The sequence below is a fragment of the Pseudomonas sp. efr-133-TYG-5 genome (genome assembly GCF_030209175.1).
Classification (GTDB): Bacteria; Pseudomonadota; Gammaproteobacteria; order Pseudomonadales; family Pseudomonadaceae; genus Aquipseudomonas.
This window is the reverse complement of record NZ_JARVSM010000001.1, coordinates 1402152-1425838: the sequence shown is the minus strand read 5'-3', so window position 1 is coordinate 1425838 and position 23687 is coordinate 1402152. Positions and strand designations below refer to the sequence as shown.

The 23687-nt window shown below is 62.4% G+C and carries 15 protein-coding genes; 8 read left to right on the top strand and 7 right to left on the bottom strand.

Going from position 1 to position 23687, the window contains the following annotated elements; all coding sequences use genetic code 11:
* Positions 1–57 precede the first annotated feature (57 nt).
* Together QRN70_RS06295 and QRN70_RS06290 are read left to right on the top strand one after the other, a co-directional pair.
* The gene (locus QRN70_RS06295; protein ID WP_285416414.1) at positions 58–1107 is read left to right on the top strand and encodes an OmpA family protein; all 1050 of its coding nucleotides are present in this window, start codon (positions 58–60) and stop codon (positions 1105–1107) included.
* Between the two features lie 381 nt (positions 1108–1488).
* A complete protein-coding gene (locus QRN70_RS06290) occupies positions 1489–2508 on the top strand; it encodes a quinone-dependent dihydroorotate dehydrogenase (RefSeq protein WP_285416412.1) in 1020 nt (339 codons plus the stop codon).
* 234 nt (positions 2509–2742) lie between these two features.
* Here the strand turns inward: QRN70_RS06290 and rmf are convergent, their stop codons facing one another.
* A complete protein-coding gene (rmf, locus tag QRN70_RS06285) occupies positions 2743–2958 on the bottom strand; it encodes a ribosome modulation factor (protein ID WP_003223300.1) in 216 nt (71 codons plus the stop codon).
* 532 nt (positions 2959–3490) lie between these two features.
* Here rmf and rlmKL point away from each other — a divergent pair.
* Positions 3491–5761: a bifunctional 23S rRNA (guanine(2069)-N(7))-methyltransferase RlmK/23S rRNA (guanine(2445)-N(2))-methyltransferase RlmL gene (rlmKL, locus tag QRN70_RS06280; protein ID WP_285416410.1), complete on the top strand. Its 2271-nt coding sequence runs from the start codon at positions 3491–3493 to the stop codon at positions 5759–5761.
* Between the two features lie 146 nt (positions 5762–5907).
* The gene (locus tag QRN70_RS06275; protein WP_285416408.1) at positions 5908–8295 is read left to right on the top strand and encodes a sensor domain-containing diguanylate cyclase; all 2388 of its coding nucleotides are present in this window, start codon (positions 5908–5910) and stop codon (positions 8293–8295) included.
* Between the two features lie 82 nt (positions 8296–8377).
* On the opposite strand, the gene dacB is transcribed toward QRN70_RS06275, so the two are convergent.
* Positions 8378–9838, bottom strand: coding sequence for a D-alanyl-D-alanine carboxypeptidase/D-alanyl-D-alanine endopeptidase (gene dacB, locus QRN70_RS06270; RefSeq protein WP_285416406.1), 1461 nt, complete (start codon positions 9836–9838; stop codon positions 8378–8380).
* Positions 9839–10071: 233 nt separating this feature from the next.
* Between dacB and QRN70_RS06265 the strand changes: the two genes are divergently transcribed.
* A complete protein-coding gene (locus QRN70_RS06265) occupies positions 10072–10416 on the top strand; it encodes a YggL family protein (protein WP_285416405.1) in 345 nt (114 codons plus the stop codon).
* 114 nt (positions 10417–10530) lie between these two features.
* On the opposite strand, the gene QRN70_RS06260 is transcribed toward QRN70_RS06265, so the two are convergent.
* Positions 10531–11721 carry a benzoate/H(+) symporter BenE family transporter gene (locus tag QRN70_RS06260; RefSeq protein ID WP_285416404.1) on the bottom strand — a complete coding sequence of 397 codons (1191 nt, stop codon included), beginning with the start codon at positions 11719–11721 and terminating at the stop codon, positions 10531–10533.
* Between the two features lie 296 nt (positions 11722–12017).
* Between QRN70_RS06260 and QRN70_RS06255 the strand changes: the two genes are divergently transcribed.
* The gene (locus QRN70_RS06255) at positions 12018–12782 is read left to right on the top strand and encodes a GntR family transcriptional regulator (protein ID WP_064378756.1); all 765 of its coding nucleotides are present in this window, start codon (positions 12018–12020) and stop codon (positions 12780–12782) included.
* Positions 12783–12963: 181 nt separating this feature from the next.
* On the opposite strand, the gene guaD is transcribed toward QRN70_RS06255, so the two are convergent.
* The 4 genes from guaD to xdhA all read right to left on the bottom strand — a co-directional run bounded on the left by guaD (position 12964) and on the right by xdhA (position 19131).
* Positions 12964–14268 carry a guanine deaminase gene (gene guaD / locus QRN70_RS06250; protein ID WP_285416403.1) on the bottom strand — a complete coding sequence of 435 codons (1305 nt, stop codon included), beginning with the start codon at positions 14266–14268 and terminating at the stop codon, positions 12964–12966.
* Between the two features lie 13 nt (positions 14269–14281).
* Positions 14282–15139, bottom strand: coding sequence for a xanthine dehydrogenase accessory protein XdhC (gene xdhC, locus QRN70_RS06245; protein ID WP_285416401.1), 858 nt, complete (start codon positions 15137–15139; stop codon positions 14282–14284).
* A 145-nt stretch (positions 15140–15284) separates the two neighbouring features.
* Positions 15285–17684 carry a xanthine dehydrogenase molybdopterin binding subunit gene (gene xdhB, locus QRN70_RS06240; protein WP_285416400.1) on the bottom strand — a complete coding sequence of 800 codons (2400 nt, stop codon included), beginning with the start codon at positions 17682–17684 and terminating at the stop codon, positions 15285–15287.
* Entirely contained in the window at positions 17677–19131 is a 1455-nt protein-coding gene (gene xdhA, locus QRN70_RS06235) for a xanthine dehydrogenase small subunit (RefSeq protein ID WP_285416399.1), read from the bottom strand. Before xdhA ends, xdhB begins: the two co-directional genes overlap by 8 nt.
* Before the next feature lie 267 nt (positions 19132–19398).
* On the opposite strand from xdhA, the gene QRN70_RS06230 reads away from it, so the two are divergent.
* Together QRN70_RS06230 and smc are read left to right on the top strand one after the other, a co-directional pair.
* Complete coding sequence (locus tag QRN70_RS06230; RefSeq protein ID WP_285416398.1) at positions 19399–20058, top strand: GntR family transcriptional regulator; 660 nt, start codon at positions 19399–19401, stop codon at positions 20056–20058.
* A gap of 2 nt (positions 20059–20060) precedes the next feature.
* On the top strand, positions 20061–23549 hold the full coding sequence (gene smc, locus QRN70_RS06225; protein ID WP_285416396.1) for a chromosome segregation protein SMC: 3489 nt from the start codon (positions 20061–20063) through the stop codon (positions 23547–23549).
* Positions 23550–23687 lie beyond the last annotated feature (138 nt).

The window sequence follows — 23687 nt, the reverse complement described above, 5'->3', positions numbered from 1 at the left end:
CGAGTTGTCCCCCGGTTTGCGGGACTGCTTCACAATCACCAGATGGGGATTTAACGGATGAAACTGAAAAACACCTTGGGCTTGGCCATTGGTTCTTTGATTGCCGCTACTTCGTTCGGCGCACTGGCACAAGGCCAAGGCGCAGTTGAAGGCGAACTGTTCTACAAGAAGCAGTACAACGACAGCATCGATCACGTCGAAGACGGCTTCAACCCAGGCGCCTCTATCGGTTACTTCTTGACCGACGACGTAGCGTTGAACTTCACCTACGACCGTAACAACCACACCCGTTCGAACGACGGTACCGGTAGCCAGAAGCTGCACGGCGACAACTTCGGTCTGATCGCTCAGTACCACTTCAACAATGCTGGCGACGCTCTGCGTCCTTACATCGCTGGTGGTGTTAAGCACGGTAGCCTGACCAACGTTGAAGCTGACGGCCACAGCGGTCGCGATCAGTCGACTTACCTGAACGCCGGCGCTGGCGTTAAGTACTACTTCGCTGAAAACTTCTACGCCCGTGCTGGTGTAGACGCTGACTACAAACTGGACAACGGTCGCTGGAACTACGCTCCAGTTGTTGGCCTGGGTGTGAACTTCGGTGGCGGCAACAAGCCTGCTGCTGCTCCAGTTCCAGCTCCGGCTGAAGTCTGCTCCGACAGCGACAACGATGGCGTTTGCGACAACGTTGACAAGTGCCCGGACACCCCAGCCAACGTAACTGTTGACGCTGATGGCTGCCCAGCAGTTGCTGAAGTTGTTCGTGTAGAGCTGGACGTGAAATTCGACTTCGACAAGTCGGTCGTCAAGCCAAACAGCTACGCTGACATCAAGAATCTGGCTGACTTCATGAAGCAGTACCCAGCCACTCACACCACTGTTGAAGGTCACACTGACTCCGTCGGTCCTGACGCTTACAACCAGAAACTGTCCGAGCGTCGTGCAAACGCCGTTAAGCAGGTTCTGACCCAGCAGTACGGTGTTGAATCGTCCCGCGTTCAGTCGATCGGCTACGGCGAATCCCGCCCAGTTGCTGACAACAAAACTGAAGCTGGCCGCGCTGTAAACCGTCGCGTAGAAGCGCAGGTTGAAGCCCAAGCTAAGTAATTAGCTCGCCGCTTTGAGAAAAGCCCGGCTCAGGCCGGGCTTTTCTTTGCCTGCGATTTGACCTCGAACGCCCGTCTGCGGGCGTCACGCTGCGTCAGTGCCGTCCCCGACGTTGCTGTCGATCACTTGGCTGCTGTGCATTTCTCGGCCCCTGGGTGCGATTCCGACGGGATTGGTGGCCTGCAGCTGAAGGGCGCCGCCGAGGCAAAATCGGTGGATGACGCCACAGTCTGGCCTGCACGCATAGTTGGTGGGGGCTGATTGCGCCGTCGGCGTGAGGCATAGGCCAGTGCACAGGGATTTGCGCGTGCGCCTCGCGCGGTGCACGGTTGGCCGGCTATAATCGCCGCCTCTTTTCGCCGCCTCGAGTCAAAGCCGCCCATGTACACCCTGGCCCGTCAGCTGTTGTTCAAACTTTCCCCGGAAACCTCCCACGATCTGTCGCTGGATCTGATCGGCGCGGGCGGGCGTTTGGGCCTCAACGGGCTGCTGTGCAAGGCCCCGGCGTCGTTGCCGGTGAATGTCATGGGCCTGGAGTTCCCCAACCCTGTGGGGCTCGCGGCCGGTCTGGACAAGAACGGCGCGGCCATCGACGGCTTCGCGCAGCTGGGTTTCGGTTTTGTCGAAATCGGCACTGTGACCCCGCGTCCGCAGCCGGGCAATCCGAAACCACGGATTTTCCGCCTGCCGGAAGCCGAGGCGATCATCAACCGCATGGGTTTCAACAACCTCGGTGTGGATAACCTGCTGGCGCGGGTGGCAGCGGCGAAATACAAGGGCGTACTGGGGATCAACATCGGCAAGAACTTCGACACCCCGGTCGAGCGCGCGGTGGATGACTACCTGATCTGCCTGGACAAGGTCTACGCCCACGCCAGTTACGTCACGGTCAACGTCAGTTCGCCGAACACCCCGGGCCTGCGCAGCCTGCAATTCGGCGATTCGCTCAAGCAGTTGCTGGCGGACCTGGCCACGCGCCGCGCCGAACTGGCCCTGCGCCACGGCAAACATGTACCGCTGGCGATCAAGATCGCGCCGGACATGACCGACGAGGAAACCGCGCAGGTCGCCCAGGCGCTGATCGAAACCGGGATGGACGCGGTGATCGCCACCAACACCACCCTCAGCCGCGTGGGCGTCGAAGGCATGGAACACGGTGACGAGGCGGGCGGTCTGTCCGGCGCGCCGGTGCGTGAGAAGAGCACCCATACTGTGAAAGTGCTGGCCTCCGAGCTGGGTGGCAAGCTGCCGATCATCGCGGCGGGCGGTATCACCGAAGGCAAGCATGCGGCCGAGAAGATCGCCGCCGGCGCAAGCCTGGTGCAGATCTACTCCGGCTTCATCTACAAGGGCCCGGCGCTGATCCGCGAATCGGTTGACGCCATCGCCGCTCTGCGCTGATCCGTTGTGGGAGCGAGCCTGCTCGCGATGGCGTCCGTTCAGTCAACATATCCTGTGACTGATGCACTGCCATCGCGAGCAGGCTCGCTGCCACAGGTTTGTGCACAAGTAATGGGGCAGGCATAAAAAAGGGCTCCTCGAAGGAGCCCCTGGGCCGCAGCCCGCCGTCCGGGAAGGACGTGCATGGTAAGTCGTTAGCTATTCAGATTGTCGTGTCGGAATAAGTGCCCTGTGTCAGCCGACGGCGTGAAGTTCGTTGAGTCTGTGGATTCCCGCAGTGCCGGTCATACCGTCCCAGTTGTCGCCGCGTCCTTCTCGCCAGCCGTTGATCCAGGCTTGACGTACCGACGGTAGAGTAAATGGGCAAAGCTCACGGGATTTGCCACCAACGCCATATTGATATCCGCGCAAAAATGCTCTTTCCAACGGATCACGCTTAAGTCTTCTCATAGGGTGTTTCCCTCACTTGTTGACTGTTTTTGTCGCGTTGACCTCAACCGAGGTCTGGCAGAAAAACTCTGCCGTTGGCGGCTCGCTGCCGGCGTGGCGAGCCAAGGTGTTGACGCCGTTGCGACGTCAACCTGTGTGAAGTTCTAACCAATGAGTCACATCGAGGGAATGACCGTTTTGTCATAAGGACGTAACGAAAAAGATGCTATGGCCATAAGTAACAGCGTATTTGCCCAACGTTTATTGGGCAAACCCCGGTATGATCGGCCCTGCGCTGGATGATGGGGTTAATCCTTTAGTGAGAATGACCCACGCCTGCAGTCGGGTACTATTCGACGAAGGGTTGCTTTGAGTCATTTTGTTGCTCCAACTTTTTTATCTGTCCCGGCATCTAAGCTCTTTTAACCCGAGCAGCGGGGATGGAACGGCACACCTTCGTGCCACGCGGGCGCTCTTGTAGAAAAGCGCCTGATTGAAAACCGGGTCGGCAATGCGTTGCCGGTCCCACTCAGCCAAAGGCTCTGGAAATACCATGTCCGATCGTTTCGAACTCTTCCTCACTTGCCCCAAAGGCCTTGAAGGCCTGCTCATCGAGGAAGCCGTCGGGCTTGGCCTTGAAGACGCCCGCGAGCACACCTCCGCCGTGCGTGGCATGGCGACCATGGAAACCGCTTATCGCCTGTGCCTCTGGTCGCGCCTGGCCAACCGCGTGTTGCTGGTGCTCAAGCGCTTTGCGATGAAAGACGCCGAGGACCTGTACCACGGCGTGCTCGATGTCGACTGGCAGGATCACATGCTCGCCGACGGCACCCTGGCGGTGGAATTCAGCGGCCATGGCTCGGGCATCGACAACACCCACTTCGGCGCCTTGAAGGTCAAGGACGCCATCGTCGACAAATTGCGTACCCCGCAGGGCGACCGCCCGTCCATCGACAAACTCAATCCGGACCTGCGCATCCACCTGCGCCTGGACCGTGGCGAAGCCATTCTTTCCCTCGACCTCTCCGGCCACAGCCTGCACCAGCGCGGTTATCGCTTGCAGCAGGGCGCCGCACCGCTGAAGGAAAACCTCGCCGCAGCCATCCTCATTCGCTCCGGTTGGCCGCGCATTGCCGCCGAAGGCGGGGCGCTGGCCGACCCGATGTGTGGTGTCGGTACGTTCCTGGTCGAAGCCGGCATGATTGCCGCCGACATGGCGCCGAACCTGCGTCGCGAGCAATGGGGCTTTACCGCCTGGCTCGGCCATGTGCCGGCCCTGTGGAAAAAACTTCACGAGGAGGCGCTCGCGCGTGCCGCCGCCGGCCTGGCCAAGCCACCGCTGTGGATCCGCGGCTACGAAGCCGACCCGCGTCTGATCCAGCCGGGCCGCAACAACGTCGAGCGCGCCGGCCTGAGCGAGTGGATCAAGATCTACCAGGGCGAAGTCGCGACCTTCGAGCCGCGTCCGGACCAGAACCAGAAAGGTCTGGTGATCTGTAACCCGCCGTACGGCGAGCGTCTGGGCGATGAAGCGAGCCTGCTGTACCTCTATCAGAACCTCGGCGAGCGTCTGCGCCAGGCGTGCCTGAACTGGGAGGCGGCGGTCTTCACCGGCGCGCCGGATCTGGGCAAGCGCATGGGCATCCGCAGCCACAAACAGTATTCGTTCTGGAACGGCGCGCTGCCGTGCAAGCTGCTGTTGATCAAGGTCCTGCCGGATCAGTTCGTCACCGGTGAGCGTCGCACCCCGGAGCAGCGTCAGGCCGAGCGTGAACAGGCCGCGTACGACCAGACCCCGAACGAGCCGCAGGAGCGCAAGTTCAACAAGAACGGCAACCCGATCAAGCCAGCGCCGGCTCCGGCCCCGGTGATCGAGCAGCCGCGCTTGAGCGAAGGCGGGCAGATGTTCGCCAACCGGCTGCAGAAAAACCTCAAGGCGCTGAGCAAATGGGTCAAGCGCGAAGGCATCGACTGCTACCGCGTGTACGATGCGGACATGCCGGAATACGCCATGGCCATCGACCTGTACAACGATTGGGTGCACGTCCAGGAATACGCCGCGCCGAAATCGATCGACCCGGAAAAGGCGTCGATCCGTATGTTCGATGCGCTGGCGGCCATTCCGCAGGCGCTGAACATCGACAAGAGCCGCGTGGTGGTCAAGCGTCGCGAGCGGCAGAGCGGCACCAAGCAGTACGAGCGGCAAGCCGCGCAGGGCAAGTTCAATGAGGTCAGCGAAGGCGGCGTCAAACTGCTGGTGAACCTCACCGACTACCTCGACACCGGCCTGTTCCTCGACCACCGGCCGATCCGCATGCGCATTCAGAAAGAGGCCGCCGGCAAACGCTTCCTCAACCTGTTCTGCTACACCGCGACCGCCAGCGTGCACGCGGCCAAGGGTGGCGCACGCAGCACCACCAGCGTCGACCTGTCGAAAACCTACCTCGACTGGGCCCGGCGTAACCTGTCGCTCAACGGTTTCTCCGACAAGAACCGCCTGGAGCAGGGCGATGTGATGGCGTGGCTGGAAAACTGCCGCGAGGAGTACGACCTGATCTTTATCGACCCGCCGACCTTCTCCAACTCCAAGCGTATGGAAGGCGTGTTCGATGTGCAGCGTGACCAGGTGCAACTGATCGACCTGGCCATGGCGCGCCTGGCCCCGGGCGGGGTGTTGTACTTCTCCAACAACTTCCGCAAGTTCCAGCTCGAAGAAAATCTGGCCGAGCGTTATGCGGTCGAGGAAATTACCGCCCAGACCATCGACCCGGATTTCGCGCGAAACGGCAAGATCCACCGCGCCTGGAAAATCACGGCTCGTTGACGCCATGGCAAATTGGATCCACAGAGCCTTGATTTTTAAAGGCTCTGCGGTTCCTTCAGCCCTAGCCAAATTAGTGGCTAATAGCTATAACTCATCTCACGGCCAATGGGGTTTTCCCGCAGATGCTGGCGTAGTGAGTGGCTCTTATGTCGTTGCACCCCGTGCGCCCAAAGATCCTGGGTTTCATCAGCGAAGACGTCTCGGCCTGGCTGGTCGCGCTGCTGGTATTGCTCGCCGGCGGGATTCTCACGGGGCTGCTGGCCTGGGCCTCGCTCAATCAGTTTCATAATCAGCTGCGCCAGCGCTTCCAACTGCTGGCCAACGAACGCTACAGCCGCATCGAGGAGCGCTTTCAGGACCAGGAGCAACGCCTCGATGGCCTGCGACGATTCTTCGCCAACTCCGAGTCGGTGTCCCGCGCCGAATTCGATGGCTATGCCAAACCTCTTCTTCTGCGCACCCAAGCCTATTCCTACGCGCCCCGCATCACGCTCGCCCAGCGCCCTGCACTGGAGCAGGCGGTGCGTAACGAGGGCCTGAGTACGTTCACCCTGCGTGAATTGAATGGCGACGGCCAGTTGCAGATAGCCGGCAATCGTGACCAATACGTGCCGGTGCTCTACACCCAGAGCCAGAGCCGCCTGCCGACGCCGCTGGGCTACGATCTGCTGGCACAGCCACTGCGGCGGGCCACTCTCGAGCGTGCGGATAGCACCGGCCGCATGGCCGTTTCCCAGCCGCTGCACCTGGTCGGCATCGAGCCGGCCTACGCCCGGGGCGTATTGCTCCTGGCCCCGGTCATTCGCACGGGCAATCCGCGCGGACTGGCCGAGGGCTATGTCATGGCGGTGATCAGCATGCGCCAGTTGCTGGCGGACGGGCTGCCGGAAGAAAACCAGGATTTCCTCACGGTGCGTATCCTGGATCTGTCCACCGCGGACCAGCACGAGGTGCTGTTCGAGTCCTCGAACAAACCCGGTGCCAGTGATCTGGCTGCCACCCGTCTGCTGCGCCTGGCGGATCACGACTATCAGGTGGAAATGCAACCCAGCGAGGCGTTCCTGCAGGCCAACCATTCGTCCGTCAGCAGCCTGGTGATACTGGGGGCGATGCTCAGCCTGTTGCTCAGCGCGCTGCTGTACGTGCTGGTCAGTCAGCGTCAGCGGGCGTTGCGCATGGTCGAACTGCGCACTCAGGAGCTGCACGAGCGCGAACTGGAACTGCGCGGCACCCACGGCCAGTTGCGCGGAGTGCTCAACGCGGCGACCCAGGTGGCAATCATCGCCACCGACCTGCGCGGCGTCATCAACACCTTCAACCCCGGCGCGGAACAGATGCTCGGCTACCGCAGCGACGAAGTGGTCGGGCACATGACCCTGGAAAACCTGCATTTCCCCCGCGAGCTGGTGGCCCGCGCCGCCGAGCTGAGCGCGCGCTACGGCAAGAGCATTCCGACTTGCCAGGCGATGCTGGTGGAGGGCGGCGAGGTCGGCGGCCACGAGGCCCGGGAATGGACGCTGGTGCGCAAGGACGGCAGTCACTTGCCGGTGAACATGCTGGCGACCCCGGTGCTCGACGAGCAGGGCCTGTGGGTCGGTCACCTGGCCATCTGCATCGACATTACCGAGCGCAAGCGCGTGCACGAAGCCCTGGCAGCACGCGACGTGCTGTTGAAGAAGCTCAGTGCCCACGTGCCCGGTGGCATCTACCAGTTCAAAATGGAATTCGACGGCCGTTTCAGCGTGATTTACGCCAGCGACGGTATCCGCGAGATCTACGAGCTGGAGCCGGATGTGCTGCTGCTCAATGCCGAGACCATCTTCACCCGCATCCATCCGCAGGACGTGTCGCGGGTGCGCAAGTCGATCCGCGCCTCGGCGGACCTTCTCAGCCCGTGGCGCGAGGAGTACCGCGTGCTGCTGCCCGAGCGCGGCCTGCGTTGGGTGCGCGGCGAGGCGACGCCAGAGGAACTGCCGGGCGGTGGCGTGCTGTGGCACGGCTATATCTCGGACATTTCCGACCTGAAACGGGTGGAAGAGGAATTGCGCGCGCTATCGGTGACCGATTCCCTGACCGGCATTCACAACCGCCGCTATTTCCAGGAGCGCCTGACCACCGAAATGGCTCGGGTCGAGCGCGGCGGTGGCGAGCTGTCGGTGATCATGCTCGACATTGACCACTTCAAGCGCATCAACGACCAGTACGGCCATGCCGTCGGCGACCGGGTATTGCAGGCGGTGTGCGAACGCATCGGCCATCGGCTGCGGCGTACCGATGTGTTCTGCCGACTCGGCGGCGAGGAGTTCATGGTGCTGTGCCCGGACATCGACGGTGAACACGCCTACATGCTGGCCGTGGAGTTGTGGCAGGGCCTGCGCAGTGCGCCGGTGGACGTGGTGGGCGTGGTCACCGCCAGTTTCGGCATTGCCAGCTGGCGGCCGGGGGAGGGCGCGGATGCGCTGTTGCTGCGGGCCGACTCGGGGGTGTATGCCGCCAAGCAGGGCGGGCGGGATCGCGTCGAGCAGATGGATTAGCGCGTGGCGCCAGGCCGGCCGTGCCGTGGCGGCGTGTTGATCGTTCCCACGCCAGGCGCGGGAACGATCCGCTCAGCAGCGGTTACAGGGCGGCAGCGGTTTGCGGCGCCTTCGGCTGTTTGTAGAGGTCCAGCAACACCTGATCCAGCACCGACGACGCACCGAACGGCGCCTTGTCGTTGAGAATCGCCACCACCGCCCAGGTATTGCCGTTGACGTCGCGGCTGAAGCCGGCAATCGCCCGTACGGTGTTCAGGGTGCCGGTCTTGACGTGGGCTTCGCCGCGCATCGCCGTGGTTTTCAGGCGTTTGCGCATGGTGCCGTCGGTGCCGGCGATCGGCAGCGAACTGATGTACTCGGCGGCATACGGGCTGTGCCACGCGGCCTGCAGCATGTTGGCCATTTCACGGGCGCTGACCCGTTCGGCACGCGACAGGCCGGAGCCGTTCTCCATCACCAGGTGCGGCGCGGTGATGCCTTTCTTCGCCAGCCACTGACGCACCACGCGTTGCGCGGCCTTGGCGTCATCGCCATCGGCGTCGTTGCGGAATTTCTGCCCGAGGCTGAGGAACAGCTGCTGGGCCATGGTGTTGTTACTGTATTTGTTGATGTCGCGGATGATTTCCGCGAGGTCCGGCGAGAAGGCCCGGGCCAGCACCTTGGCGTTGCTCGGTGTCGCGGCGAGGCGATCCTTGCCCTGGATGCTGCCGCCCAGCTCCTTCCAGATCGCCCGCACGGCGCCGGCGGTGTAGGTGGCGTGGTCGAGCAGCGACAGGTAGGTCTGCGAGCTGCAGCCATCCCCTAACTGGCCGGCGACGGTCACGGTAACGCTGCCGTCGGCCTGCGGTACCGGGTTGTAGCGCACGCCACCGGTGCACTGCTTGGAGTTGACGGCTTTGACGGTGTTCTCGATATGAATGCTGGCAATCGGTGGCTCCACCGAAATCAGCACCCGGCCGCCGTCATTGCGCGCGACGAAACGCAGCGCCTTGAGGTTGACCAGCAGCGAATCGGGCTTGACCAGGAACGGCTTGTTCTCGTCATTGCCGTCATCGTTGAACTCCGGCAGCTGTGGCTGCACGAAGAAGCTGCGGTCGAGCACCAGGTCGCCGGTGACCTGGGTCACGCCGTTGGCGCGCAGGTCGCGCATCAGCAGCCAGAGTTTTTCCATGTTCAGCTTCGGATCGCCGCCACCCTTGAGGTAGAGGTTGCCGTTGAGGATGCCGCCGCTCAGGTCGCCGTCGGTGTAGAACTCGGTTTTCCACTGATGGTTGGGGCCGAGCATTTCCAGGGCGGCGTAGGTGGTGACCAGTTTCATCGTCGAGGCCGGATTGACCGACACGTCGGCGTTGTACACGGTCGGCGTGCCCTGGCCTTCCAGCGGAATCATCACCAGCGACAGGGCGCTGGGTTGCAGCTTGCTGGCCTTGAGGGCTTTTTCGACGTTGGGGGTCAGGGAGGTATTGAGGGTGGCAGCGGAAGCGGGCAGGGCCAGCGGCAGAAGAAGGCCGGCCAGGAGCAGAGGACGCAACGATTTGATCATATGAAGTAAAACCCTACAGCCGAGGGGAAAAAGACGAAGGCATGGATGAAAAGGCCCTCAGTGGTCATGAAAGTGTCGGCATTATGCCCCAAGGTGTTAGCGCTTGTGCCGTCCCGGGAGCGGCCAATTTGTTATTTTTTTACAAGCGGTCGGCTCCGCGGCCCAGAGAGTCGGGCAATTGGCGGCTTAAACTGCTAAAGTGCCGGCCGTTATTACTTAAGAGGATTGTTCCAATGGCGACTAACCGTTCCCAGCGTCTGCGCAAAAAACTGTGCGTCGATGAATTTCAAGAGCTGGGTTTCGAACTGAACCTGGACTTCAAAGAAGACTTGTCCGAAGAAGCCATTGACGCTTTCCTCGAAGCATTCATCAAAGAAGCCATGGAAGCCAACGGTCTGGGTTATGTCGGCGGCGACGACTTCGGTCTGGTGTGCCTGCAGAAGCGTGGCTCGGTCAACGAAGAGCAGCGCGCTGCCGTTGAAGCCTGGCTGAAAAACCGTAGCGAACTGACCGGCATGACCGTCAGCCCGCTGCTGGACGTCTGGTATCCGGAAAAGCCGATCAACCCGGCTAAGTGATACTGAAAAAAACGGCGACCTTCGGGTCGCCGTTTTTTTTGGAACCAGCAAAAGATCGCCGCCTGCACCAGCGCCTGCAAGGATCCGTGCAGGCGCAGGCGGCGATCTTCGCTGTCAGGCTTTACGCCAATTGAGAATCAGCAGGGTCAGCACCCCGGCGACAATTCCCCAGAATGCCGAACCGATGGAAAACAGCGTCAGCCCGGACGCCGTGACCATGAAGGTGATCAGCGCCGCCTCTCGCTCCTTGACCTCGGTCATGGCAATGCTCAGACCGTTGATGATCGAGCCGAACAGCGCCAGCGCGGCAATCGACAGCACCAGTTCCTTGGGCAGCGCGGCAAACAGCGCCGCCAGCGTCGCGCCGAACACCCCGGCGATGCCATAGAAAATTCCGCACCACACCGCCGCCGTGTAGCGCTTGTTGCGATCCTCGTGGGCGTGCGGCCCGGTGCAGATTGCCGCGCTGATCGCTGCCAGGTTGATGCCGTGGGAGCCGAACGGTGCCAGCAGCAACGAGGCGATCCCGGTGGTGGTGATCAGCGGCGAGGCCGGCACGTTGTAGCCGTCGGCGCGCAGCACGGCGATGCCGGGCATGTTCTGTGAGGTCATCGCCACCACGAACAGCGGAATGCCGATGCTGATGGTCGCGGCGAGCGAGAAGTGCGGGGTGGTCCACACCGGCGTCGCCACTTCCAGCTCAAAGCCGCTGAAGTCCAGCAGGCCCATCAAGCCGGACAGCGCCGTGCCGATCAGCAGCGCGGCGAGCACCGCGTAGCGCGGCGACAGGCGCTTGACCAGCAGATAGGTAAAGAACATGCCCAGCACCAGCCCGGTCCGGTGTTGCGCGGCGACGAAGATTTCACTGCCGATCTTGAACAGGATGCCCGCCAGCAGCGCGGCGGCGAGGGAGGCGGGAATTTTTTTCACCAGGCGTTCGAAGCTGCCGGTCAGGCCGCAGATCGTCACCAGCAGCGCGCAGGTGATGTAGGCGCCGATGGCCTCGCCATAGGTGACGCCGCCGAGGCTGGTGATCAGCAATGCCGCGCCGGGGGTCGACCAGGCGATGGTGATCGGCGTGCGATAGCGCAGCGACAGGCCGATGGAGCACACCGCCATGCCAATGGAGATCGCCCAGATCCACGAGGAAATCTGCCCGCTGCTCAGGCCCGCCGCTTGCCCGGCCTGGAACATCAGCACCAGCGAGCTGGTGTAGCCGGTCATCATCGCGATGAAACCGGCGACGATGGCCGAAGGCGAGGTGTCGGCCAGGGGGCGCAGTCGGGTGTACGTGGCGTCGCTCATGACGGCGGTGTTCCTTTTACAGATGGAGATCCCCGCCCTCACGCAAAGCCCTGCGGAAGCTGGCGCAGGCTGCTCCTGCCGGGGTTTGTGCGCAAAAGGCGGATTCTGCGATCAAGCCTAAACTCAAACGTAACGGATCGTTGCAATACAGCCGAGGTCACAAACAGCCATACAGTCGTGTTGCCACCATCCATTGTGTACAATCGCGCTGTTTTTTACGCGATACTTGCCAGCGACCCACTGTGCCGTATTACAGTCACGGTCAATTCGCCGCAGTTCTCCCGACTCGAGTGCCCATGAACGAACAGTTGCAACCCCTCAAGAAACAACCGCGAGCAGGCAAAGCCGGCCGCAGCGGAACCCAGGACGATATTGTCTACGCGCATATCTTCGAGGCCATCCTCGAACAGCGTCTGGCGCCCGGTACCAAATTGAGCGAAGAAGCGCTGGGGGAGATTTTCGGGGTCAGCCGCACCATCATTCGCCGCGCGTTGTCGCGCCTGGCCCATGAAGGCGTGGTGCTGTTGCGGCCCAACCGTGGCGCGGTGGTTGCCAGCCCGAGCGTCGAAGAGGCCCGTCAGGTGTTTCTCGCCCGCCGCCTGGTGGAGCGCGCGATCACCGAACTGGCGGTGCAGCACGCCACCGCCGAGCAGATCGCCGAACTGCGGCAGATGGTCAATGACGAACGCGACAGCTTTTCCCGCGGCGATCGCGGCGCCGGTATCCGTCTGTCGGGCGAATTCCACCTGAAACTGGCTGAAGCGGCGAAGAACGCGCCGCTGATCAGTTTCCAGCGCAGCCTCGTTTCGCAGACCTCGCTGATCATCGCCCAATATGAAAGCGGCAACCGCTCGCACTGTTCCTATGACGAGCACACCCAGTTGATCGATGCCATCGAGGCGCGCAACGGTGAGCTGGCGGTGGACCTGATGATGCATCACATGGACCACATCGACAGCAAGCTCAACCTCGACGAGGAAAGCGCGTCGGATGACCTGCATGCGGTGTTCTCGCACCTGTTGCAGACCAAGAAGCCTGGGCGCCCTGCGGCCAAGCTCTGAAGTAGACCGAGTTGCCCCAATCGCTGGCAAGCCAGCTCCCACGGGGCGTCTGGTGTAGCGCAAATCGGCTGAACACCGCAAAAGCTGTGGGAGCTGGCTTGCCAGCGAAAGCAATCTGACAGGCAACAAAAAATCCCCCGGGGTGAACACCACCGGGGGATTTTTTATGCCTTGGGAAAACTCAGCGCTGATGCACCAGCGCACCGGCCGCGTAGGTCTGGGCAACGGTGCGGTCATCCCCCAGCGTCATCAGCACGAACAACGTCTCGGCAATGTTGTTGGCCTGTTTCAGGCGGTAGCTGAGCAGCGGCGTGGCGTTGTAGTCCAGCACCAGGAAGTCGGCGTCCGAGCCTGGCTGCAGGTTGCCGATCCTGTCTTCCAGGCGCAGCGCCCGCGCACCGCCGAGGGTTGCCAGGTACAGCGACTTGAACGGGCTCAGCCGTGCCCCTTGCAGTTGCATGACTTTGTAGGCTTCGTTCAGCGTTTGCAGCAGCGAGAAACTGGTGCCGCCACCGACGTCGGTGCCCAGGCCGACGTTCAGTCTGTGCTTCTCGGCCATCGGCAGGTTGAACAGGCCGCTGCCGAGGAAGAAGTTCGAGGTCGGGCAGAACGAGATCGCCGAGCCGGTTTCCGCCAGCCGTGCGCATTCGTCATCGCACAGGTGCACGCCGTGGGCGAACACCGAGCGCTCGCCGAGCAACTGATAGTGATCGTAGACGTCGAGGTAACCCTTGCGCTCCGGGAACAGCGCCTTGACCCACTCGATCTCCTTGAGGTTTTCGCTGATGTGGGTCTGCATGTACAGATCCGGGTACTCGGTCAGCAACTGGCCGGCGAGGGTCAGTTGTTCGGGAGTGCTGGTCGGGGCGAAACGCGGGGTCACGGCGTAGTGCAGGCGGCCCTTGCCGTGCCAGCGCTCGATCAGTGCCTTGCTGTCGACGTAGCTCGATTCGGCGGTGTCGGTGAGATAGTCCGGGGCGTTGCGATCCATCATCACCTTGCCGGCGATCATGCGCAGGTCGAGCTTCTCGGCTGCTTCGAAGAACGAGTTCACCGATTGCGCATGCACGCTGCCGAACACCAGCGCGGTGGTGGTGCCGTTGCGCAGCAGTTCCTTGATGAAGATGTCGGCGACTTCGTCGGCGTGGGCCTTGTCACCGAACTGGCTTTCGCACGGGAAGGTGTAAGTGTTGAGCCAGTCCAGCAGCTGCTCGCCGTAGGCGCCGACCATGCCGGTCTGCGGCAGGTGGATGTGGGTATCGATGAAGCCCGGGGTGATCAGCGCGTCCTGGTAGTGGCTGATCTCGATGTCCGCCGGCAAGGTCGGCAGCAGGTCGCTGGCGTGGCCGAGGGCGCTGATCTTGCCGCCATCGACCACCAGCAGGCCGTCCTCGAAATATTCGTAGGAGGCGTCGATGCCGACTTCAGCGGGGTCGGCGATGCTGTGCAGGATGGCGGCGCGGTAGGCTTTGCGAGTCAGAGGCATGAGGGTTCTCTAATCAGTTTGAGGCTTTGAGTTTGGCGGCCTGACTGCGCCGGGAAACCGGCAGCAGTTTGGCAATCGGTTCGGCGCTGGCGCTGTGCTGGCCGAAATTGGCGTTGTAGGTGGCGATGATTTCGCCGGCGATGGAGATGGCGATTTCCACGGGCAGCTTGCCTTTGACTTCGCCGATGCCCATCGGGCAGCGCATGCGTTGCACGACACTGGCGTCGAAGCCGCGGTCACGCAGGCGGTGTTCGAACTTGGCGCGTTTGGTCTTCGAGCCGATCAGGCCGAACCAGGTGAAGTCGTTGCGCTTGAGGATCGCGGCGGTGAGTTCCAGGTCGAGCTGATGGTTGTGGGTCATGACGATGCAGTAGCTGCCGACGGGCAGGTCGTCGATTTCATCCACAGGCTCTTCGGCGACGATTTTACGCACGCCGTGGGGAATCTGTTCGGGGAATTCCTCTTCCCGCGAATCGATCCAGCGCACCCGGCACGGCAGGCTGGCGAGCAGCGGCACCAATGCGCGGCCGACGTGGCCGGCACCGAACACGGCGATCTGCGCCTGCACTTGGCCCATCGGCTCGAACAGCAACACGGTGGCGCCGCCGCAGCACTGGCCGAGGCTGGCGCCGAGGCTGAAGCGCTCCAGGTGGGTGTCCTGGCGGCCGCTGGCAAGCATCTCGCGGGCGATCTGCATGGCTTTGTATTCCAGGTGCCCGCCACCGATGGTGTCGAAGGTCTGTTTCGCGCTGACGACCATCTTCGAACCGGCGTTGCGCGGCGTCGAGCCGAGTTCTTCGATGATCGTCACCAGAACGCAGGGTTCGCCCTGGTTCTGCAGGTCGGCGAGGGCGTCGATCCAGTTGTACATGTTCACCTCGACATCTGTGGTTGTCTGTTCGGGCCTCTTCGCTGGCAAGCCAGCTCCCACCGTGATCTGTGGTGATTCCAGGATATGCGGTAAACCACAAAACCTGTGGGAGCTGGCTTGCCAGCGAAGAGCCGCACCTCGGTCCCTAGAGCGGAGCCAACTCGGTTTCAGCTTCGACCGCTTTCACCGCTTTGAGCTGGCGCATCTGCTCACAACCCCACAACACCCGTTCCGGGGTCGCCGGGGCGTCGATTTTCGGTTGGTGCTGGTAGTCGCCGAGGCTGGCCACCGCGTCCTTGATCGCGCACCACGCCGCGATGCCGAGCATGAATGGAGGCTCGCCGACGGCCTTGGAATGGAACACCGTGTCTTCCGGGTTCTTGCGGTTTTCCACCAGTTTCACCCGCAGGTCCAGGGGCATGTCGGCCACGGCCGGGATCTTGTAGCTGGCCGGGCCGTTGGTCATCAGCTTGCCCTTGTTGTTCCACACCAGCTCTTCCATGGTCAGCCAGCCCATGCCCTGGACGAAACCGCCCTCGACCTGGCCGATATCGATGGCCGGATTCAGCGAGGCGCCGACGTCGTGGAGGATGTCGGTACGCAGCATCTTGTACTCGCCGGTCAGGGTGTCGACGATCACCTCGCAGCACGCTGCGCCGAAAGCGAAGTAGTAGAACGGCCGGCCACGGGCCTGGCTGCGGTCGTAGTAGATTTTCGGGGTCTTGTAGAACCCGGTGCTCGACAGCGAGACCTGGTTGAAATACGCCAGCTGGATCAGCGCTTCGAAGGTCATGATGTGGTCACGCACGCGTACGTGGCCATTGTGGAATGCCACGTCTTCTTCGCTGACCTTGTAGTGCCGCGCAGCGAACTCCACCAGGCGTTGCTTGATCGTCTCCGCCGCATTCTGCGCGGCCTTGCCGTTGAGGTCGGCGCCGCTGGAGGCGGCAGTCGGCGAGGTGTTCGGCACCTTGTCGGTGTTGGTCGCGGTGATCTGCACGCGGTCCATTTCCACCTGGAACACTTCGGCGACCACCTGCGCGACCTTGGTGTTCAAGCCCTGGCCCATTTCCGTGCCGCCGTGGTTCAAGTGGATGCTGCCGTCGGTGTAGACGTGCACCAGGGCTCCGGCCTGGTTGAGGAAGCTGGCGGTGAAGGAAATGCCGAATTTCACCGGGGTCAGCGCCAGGCCTTTTTTCAGGATCGGGCTGTTGGCGTTGTAGCGGCGGATCGCTTCGCGGCGTTCGGCGTACTGGCTGCTTGCTTCCAGTTCGGCGGTCATTTCCTCGAGCATGTTGTGCTCGACGGTCTGGTAGTAGTGGGTGACGTTGCGCTCGGTCTTGCCATAGTAGTTGGCCTTGCGCACCGCCAGCGGGTCGAGTTTGAGATGACGGGCAATGGCGTCCATCACTTCCTCGATGGCGACCATGCCCTGCGGGCCACCGAAGCCGCGATAGGCGGTATTCGACGCGGTGTTGGTCTTGCAGCGGTGACCGTTGATCGTCGCGTCGCCCAGGTAATACGAGTTGTCCGAGTGGAACATCGCCCGGTCGACGATCGACGCCGACAGATCCGGCGAGCAGCCGCAGTTGCCGGCCAGGTCCATGGCGATCCCGTGCAGGCGCCCGGTGCTGTCGAACCCGACGTCGTATTCGACGTAGAACGGGTGGCGCTTGCCGGTCATCAGCATGTCCTCGACCCGGGGCAGGCGCATTTTGGTCGGCTGGCCGGTGAGGTGCGCGATCACTGCGCACAGGCACGCCGGGCTGGCGGCCTGGGTTTCCTTGCCGCCGAACCCGCCGCCCATGCGGCGCATGTCGACGACGATCTTGTTCATCGACACATCGAGCACTTCGGCCACCAGTTTCTGCACTTCGGTGGGGTTTTGCGTCGAACAGTAGACGATCATGCCGCCGTCTTCGGTGGGCATTACCGAGGAAATCTGCGTCTCCAGGTAAAAGTGTTCCTGGCCGCCGATGTGCAGCGTGCCCTGGATGCGATGTTCAGCGCTCGCCAGAGCGCTGGCCGAATCGCCGCGCTGATGGGTGTGGCTGTCGAGCACGAAGTGACGCTTGCGCAGGGCTTCGACCACATCCAGCACCGGCTCGAGGTCTTCGTATTCGATGATCGCCGCCATTGCCGCCTTGCGTGCGGTTTCCAGGTCTTTGGCCGCCACCGCCAGCACCGGTTGGCCGACGAACTGCACGTCGTCGATGGCCAGCAGTGGGTCACCCGGCAGCAGCGGGCCGATGTCTTTCAGACCCGGCACGTCTTCGTGGGTAATCGCAATGCGCACGCCTTCGAAGGCGTAGCAGGGTTTGGTGTCGATGCTGATGATTTTCGCGTGGGCGCGATCCGACAGCCGTGCGTAGACGTGCAGCTGATTGGGAAATTCCAGACGATCATCGATGTACTGCGCTTCACCGGACACATGCTTGGCGGCGCTGTCGTGCTTGACACTGCGGCCGACACCGCTGGTCAGGTCCTTGGCGAACAGTTCAGCCAGTTCGGCCTGGGTCTTCTCTACGGCGTGATGGTTAGACATAAGCGGTCACCCGAGTCTCGATGTGCGGTGTTTGCAGTTCGATGAAGTATTTGCGCAGCAGGTTCTGCGCGCTGAGCAGGCGGTATTCCTTGGTGGCGCGGAAGTCCGAGAGCGGCGTGAAGTCCTCGGCGAGGGCGGCGCAGGCGCGTTCGAGCACGGCGTTGTTGAACGGTTGGCCAAGCAGCACGGCTTCGCAGTGGGCGGCGCGTTTCGGGATTGCGGCCATGCCGCCGAATGCGATGCGCGCATCGGTAATCACGCCTTTCTCCACGCGCAGGTTGAACGCGGCGCAGACTGCAGAGATGTCGTCATCCAGGCGCTTGGAGACTTTATAAGCGCGGAAGCGCTGCTCGGCACTGGCGCGCGGGACGATGATCTTCTCGATGAATTCGCTTTCCTGACGGGCGGTGACGCGGTAGTCGATGAAGTAGTCTTCCAGGTTCAGCGTGCGCCGGGTTTCGCCCTTGCACAGCACGATCTGCGCGCCGAGGGCGATCAGCAGCGGTGGCGAATCACCAATCGGCGAAGCGTTGCCGATGTTGCCGCCGAGGGTGCCCTGGTTGCGGATCTGCAACGAGGCGAAGCGATGCAGCAATTCGCCGAAGTCCGGGTACTCGGCGTTCAGCGCTTCGTAGCAGTCGGAGAGGGCGGTGGCGGCGCCGATTTCGAGACGGTCGTCGAAAGTCTCGATGCGCTTCATCTCGGCGACATTGCCGACGTAGATCATCACCGGCAGGGTGCGGTGGAACTGCGTCACTTCCAGCGCCAGGTCGGTGCCGCCGGCGAGCAGGCGGGCCTGTGGATAAGCGTCGTAGAGGTCGGCCAGGTCGGCCACGGTCAGCGGCACCAGGCAACGCTTGTCGCCGCTGTTGAGTTCGCCGATATCGGTCGGCGCAATGGCTTTGAGGCGGGCAATGGTCTCGGCTTCGCGGGCATCGAACTGATCCGGCTGCTTGCCGCAACACGACTGCTCGGCGGCGGCGAGGATCGGCCGGTAGCCGGTGCAGCGGCAGAGATTGCCGGCCAGTGCTTCGTGGGCCTTGGCCTGATCCGGGGCGTCGCTGTTCTTCTGCAGGGCGAACAGCGACATGACGAAACCGGGGGTGCAGAAACCGCACTGCGAGCCGTGGCACTCGACCATGGCTTGCTGCACGCTGTGCAGTTGGCCCTGATGCTTGAGGTCTTCGACGCTGATCAGTTGTTTGCCGTGCAGCGAGGACACGAAGGTAAGGCACGAGTTGAGGCTGCGATAGCGAATGTGTTCGCGGCCGTCGTCATCCGTTTGCAGCTCGCCGACCACCACGGTGCAGGCGCCACAGTCGCCGCTGGCGCAACCTTCTTTGGTGCCGGGCTTGCCCACGTGTTCGCGCAGGTAATTGAGCACGGTCAGGTTCGGGTCCAGGGCGTGCTCGCTACGGAGTTCCTGGTTAAGTAAAAACTGGATCACGGAAGGCCTCGCAGACTCATTATTGTTGTTAACCGACGTGAACCGAATTTAGCAGGTCTGACTTTTCGGTCAATGATTTTCTGACTTAAAGGTCAGGAAAAACGGTTTTGTCGATCAGCAACGTGTCTATTCAGTATTGACCCTCGTCGAGTCCCCTGCTTTTTTGCTGGAATCGTGCCAAAAACCGCGGTGCGGGCACTCCGCCATGACCGTGCAATTGCGCTACACTGCGCCGCTTGTGCAGATCGAAGAGTTTGAAGGACAACCATGACGTTCAAGGCGCCGGACAGCCTCGCCGAGCAAATCGCTCACCACCTCGCCGAACGGATCATTCGCGGCGAAATGAAGCCGGGAGAGCGCATCCAGGAACAGAAGGTCACGCTGGCGCTGAACGTCAGTCGCGGTTCGGTCCGCGAGGCCCTGCTGATCCTCGAGCGCCGTCACCTGATCGCGATCCTGCCGCGCCGCGGCGCCCACGTCACCGAGCTGACGGCGCACAAGGTGCAGAGCCTGTGCACGTTGATGAGCGAGCTGTACATCCTGCTCGGCAACGCCGTGGCCAATGGCTGGCAGACCCAGGCCGACATGGCGCCGTTCGTGCAGATCCAGCAGCGCCTGAGCGCCAGCTACGAGCGGCAGGACATCCGCACCTTCGTCGACGACAGCTTCAACGTCATGCGCGCCGCGTACCCGTTCGCCAACAACCCGTACCTGCAGGAAACCGTCGAGAACCTGCAGCCGGCGATGAGCCGCGCGTATTTCCTCGCGCTGGAACAGCGCAAGGCGGAAATGAGCGAATTCCTCGAGCTGTTCCAGCGTCTGCTGGCCGCCGTGCTTGCCCGTGACCTGCCGCAGATCCGCATCGTGCTGACGGCTTACGCCCAGCGCAGCTGCGATCTGGTGGTGTCCGCCCTGACGGTTGCCTGAGCGTGCGGCTCAAGTGCATCAAACTGGCGGGGTTCAAATCCTTCGTCGACCCGACCACGGTGAACTTCCCCAGTAACATGGCGGCGGTCGTCGGACCGAACGGTTGCGGCAAGTCGAACATCATCGACGCCGTGCGCTGGGTGATGGGCGAAAGCTCTGCGAAGAACCTGCGTGGCGAGTCGATGACCGACGTCATCTTCAATGGCTCGACCAGTCGCAAACCGGTGAGCCAGGCGAGCATCGAACTGGTGTTCGACAACTCCGACGGCACCCTGGTCGGCGAGTATGCCGCGTACGCGGAAATCTCGATTCGGCGCAAAGTCACCCGCGACAGCCAGAACAGCTATTTCCTCAACGGCGCCAAGTGCCGCCGCCGGGACATCACCGATATCTTCCTCGGCACCGGCCTCGGCCCGCGCAGCTACTCGATCATCGAGCAGGGGATGATCTCCAAGCTGATCGAAGCCAAGCCGGAAGACCTGCGCAACTTTATCGAAGAAGCGGCCGGCATCTCCAAGTACAAGGAGCGCCGCCGCGAGACCGAAAACCGCATCCGCCGCACCCATGAAAACCTCGCCCGCCTGACCGACCTGCGCGAAGAGCTCGAGCGCCAGCTCGAACGCCTGCACCGCCAGGCCCAGGCCGCCGAGAAATACCAGGAATACAAGGCCGAGGAGCGCCAGCTCAAGGCGCAACTGTCGGCCCTGCGCTGGCAGGATCTGAACGATCAGGTCGGTCAGCGCGAATCGATCATCGGCACCCAGGAAATCAGTTTCGAGGCGCTGGTCGCCGAGCAGCGCAACGCCGACGCCGCCATCGAGCGCCTGCGCGACGGGCACCATGATCTGTCCGAACGCTTCAATCTGGTGCAGGGCCGCTTCTATTCGGTCGGCGGCGACATCGCTCGGGTCGAGCAGAGCATCCAGCATGGCCAGCAACGTCTGCGCCAGTTGCAGGACGACCTCAAAGAAGCCGAGCGCGCCCGCCTGGAAACCGAATCCCATCTGGGTCATGACCGCACGCTGCTGCTGACCCTCGGCGAAGAGCTGGACATGCTCACGCCCGAGCAGGAAGTCACCAGCGCCGCCGCCGAAGAAGCCGCCGCCGCCCTCGAAGAAGCCGAGCTGACCATGCACGGTTGGCAGGAACAGTGGGACGCGTTCAACCTGACCGCCGCCGAGCCGCGGCGTCAGGCCGATATGCAGCAGTCGCGCATCCAGCAGCTGGAAACCAGCATGGAACGCCTGGCCGAACGGCAAAAACGCCTCGGCGAAGAGCGCGCGCTGCTCTCGGCGGATCCTGAAGACGCGGCGATCATGGAACTCAGCGAACAACTCGCCGAGTCCGAAGCGACCCTCGAAGACCTGCAGACCAGCGAAGAAGCGCAGGTCGAAAAACTCGAACAACTGCGTCAGGAATTGCAGCTGGCGCTGACTGCGCAACAGCAGGCGCAGGGTGACTTGCAGCGGCTCAACGGCCGCCTGGCTTCGCTGGAAGCCTTGCAGCAGGCCGCGCTCGATCCGGGCACCGGCACCGCCGAGTGGTTGCGCGAGCAGCATCTCGCCGAGCGCCCGCGTCTGGCCGAAGGCCTGAAGGTCGAGGCCGGTTGGGAGCTGGCGGTGGAAACCGTGCTCGGCGCCGATCTGCAGGCGGTGCTGGTGGATGATTTCGCCGGCTTCGATTTGTCCGGCTTTGCCCAGGGCGATCTGCGTCTGCTCAGCCCGGGTAGCGATGGCGTGCGGGTGGCGGGCAGCCTGCTGGATAAAGTCGAGGCGCAGATCGATCTGTCGCCGTGGCTTGGCCAGGTAAAACCGGTCGACAGCCTCGAGCAGGCGTTGGCCCTGCGCGGCCAGTTGAGCGCCGGGCAGAGCCTGATCAGCCGCGACGGTTACTGGGTGGGCCGGCACTTCCTGCGCGTGCGTCGTGCCAGCGAAGCCGAAAGCGGCATGCTCGCCCGTGGTCAGGAAATCGAGACGCTGCAGGCCGAGCGGGAAGAGCGCGAGGCCACGGTCGAAGCCATGGAAACCCGTTTGCAGACCCTGCGCGCGCAACAGCGCCAGCAGGAAAACGGCCGCGAACATTTGCGCCGTCTGCTGCAGGACGAAGCACGTCAGCAAGGCGAATTGAAAGCGCAGCTGTCTGCCGGCAAGGCCAAGGCCGAGCAGTTGACCCTGCGCCGCACCCGTCTCGACGAAGAGCTGGTCGAGCTCGGCGAACAGCGCGAACTCGAGCACGAACAGATCGGCGAAGCGCGCATGCAGTTGCAGGAAGCCCTCGACGCCATGGCCCTGGACACCGAGCAGCGCGAACTGCTCCTGGCCCAGCGCGACAGCCTGCGCGAACGCCTCGACCGGGTACGCCAGGAAGCCCGTCAGCACAAGGATCACGCGCATCAACTGGCGGTGCGCCTGGGCTCGTTGCGCGCGCAGCACGATTCCACGCGGCAGGCGCTGGAACGCCTGGAAATGCAGGCCGAGCGCCTGACGGAAAAACGCGAGCAACTGAACCTGAATCTGGAGGAGGGCGAGGCTCCGCTGGAAGAACTGCGCCTGAAACTCGAAGAATTGCTCGACAAGCGCATGAGCGTCGACGAAGAACTGAAGACCGCGCAGATCGCCCTGGAAGACGCCGACCGCGAACTGCGCGAGGCGGAAAAACGCCGGACCCAGGCCGAACAGCAATCGCAATTGATCCGTGGCCAGCTCGAACAGCAGCGCATGGAATGGCAGGCCCTGACCGTGCGCCGCAAGGCCTTGCAGGATCAACTGCTGGAAGACGGCTACGATCTGCATGGGGTGATCGCGACGTTGACGCCGGAAGCCAGCGAACGTGCCGCCGAAGACGAATTGCAACGCATCGACGCGCGGATCCAGCGCCTGGGTGCGATCAACCTTGCGGCTATCGACGAGTACCAGCAGCAATCCGAGCGTAAACGTTATCTGGACGCCCAGGACGCCGATCTGGTGGAGGCGCTTGAGACCCTGGAAAACGTCATTCGCAAGATCGACAAGGAAACCCGTAACCGTTTCAAGGATACCTTTGATCAGATCAATGGCGGTTTACAGGCACTTTTCCCGAAAGTTTTCGGTGGTGGCAGCGCGTATTTGGAACTGACGGGCGAAGATCTACTCGATACAGGGGTGACGATCATGGCGCGGCCGCCAGGAAAGAAGAACAGCACCATCCATTTGCTCTCCGGTGGCGAAAAGGCGCTGACGGCACTGGCCCTGGTTTTTGCCATCTTCAAATTGAATCCGGCGCCGTTCTGCATGCTCGATGAAGTTGACGCGCCACTGGATGACGCTAACGTTGGACGCTACGCACGCTTGGTCAAAGAGATGTCGCAGACCGTGCAGTTCATCTATATCACCCACAACAAGATCGCCATGGAAATGGCCGATCAACTGATGGGGGTGACGATGCACGAGCCGGGATGTTCGCGACTGGTAGCCGTGGATGTCGAGGAGGCGATGGCGATGGTGGACGCCTAGCGGCGCAGCGGTGAGCGACGGGCTTTGAGCTACAGGCTGGAAGCTGATGGCTCTGAGCCTGAGCGAAGCGAGCCACAATTTGCGCAGCGATTTCGACAGACGGTGTAAAGTTGTCTTTGGTCGTGCTAGTTTAATGTC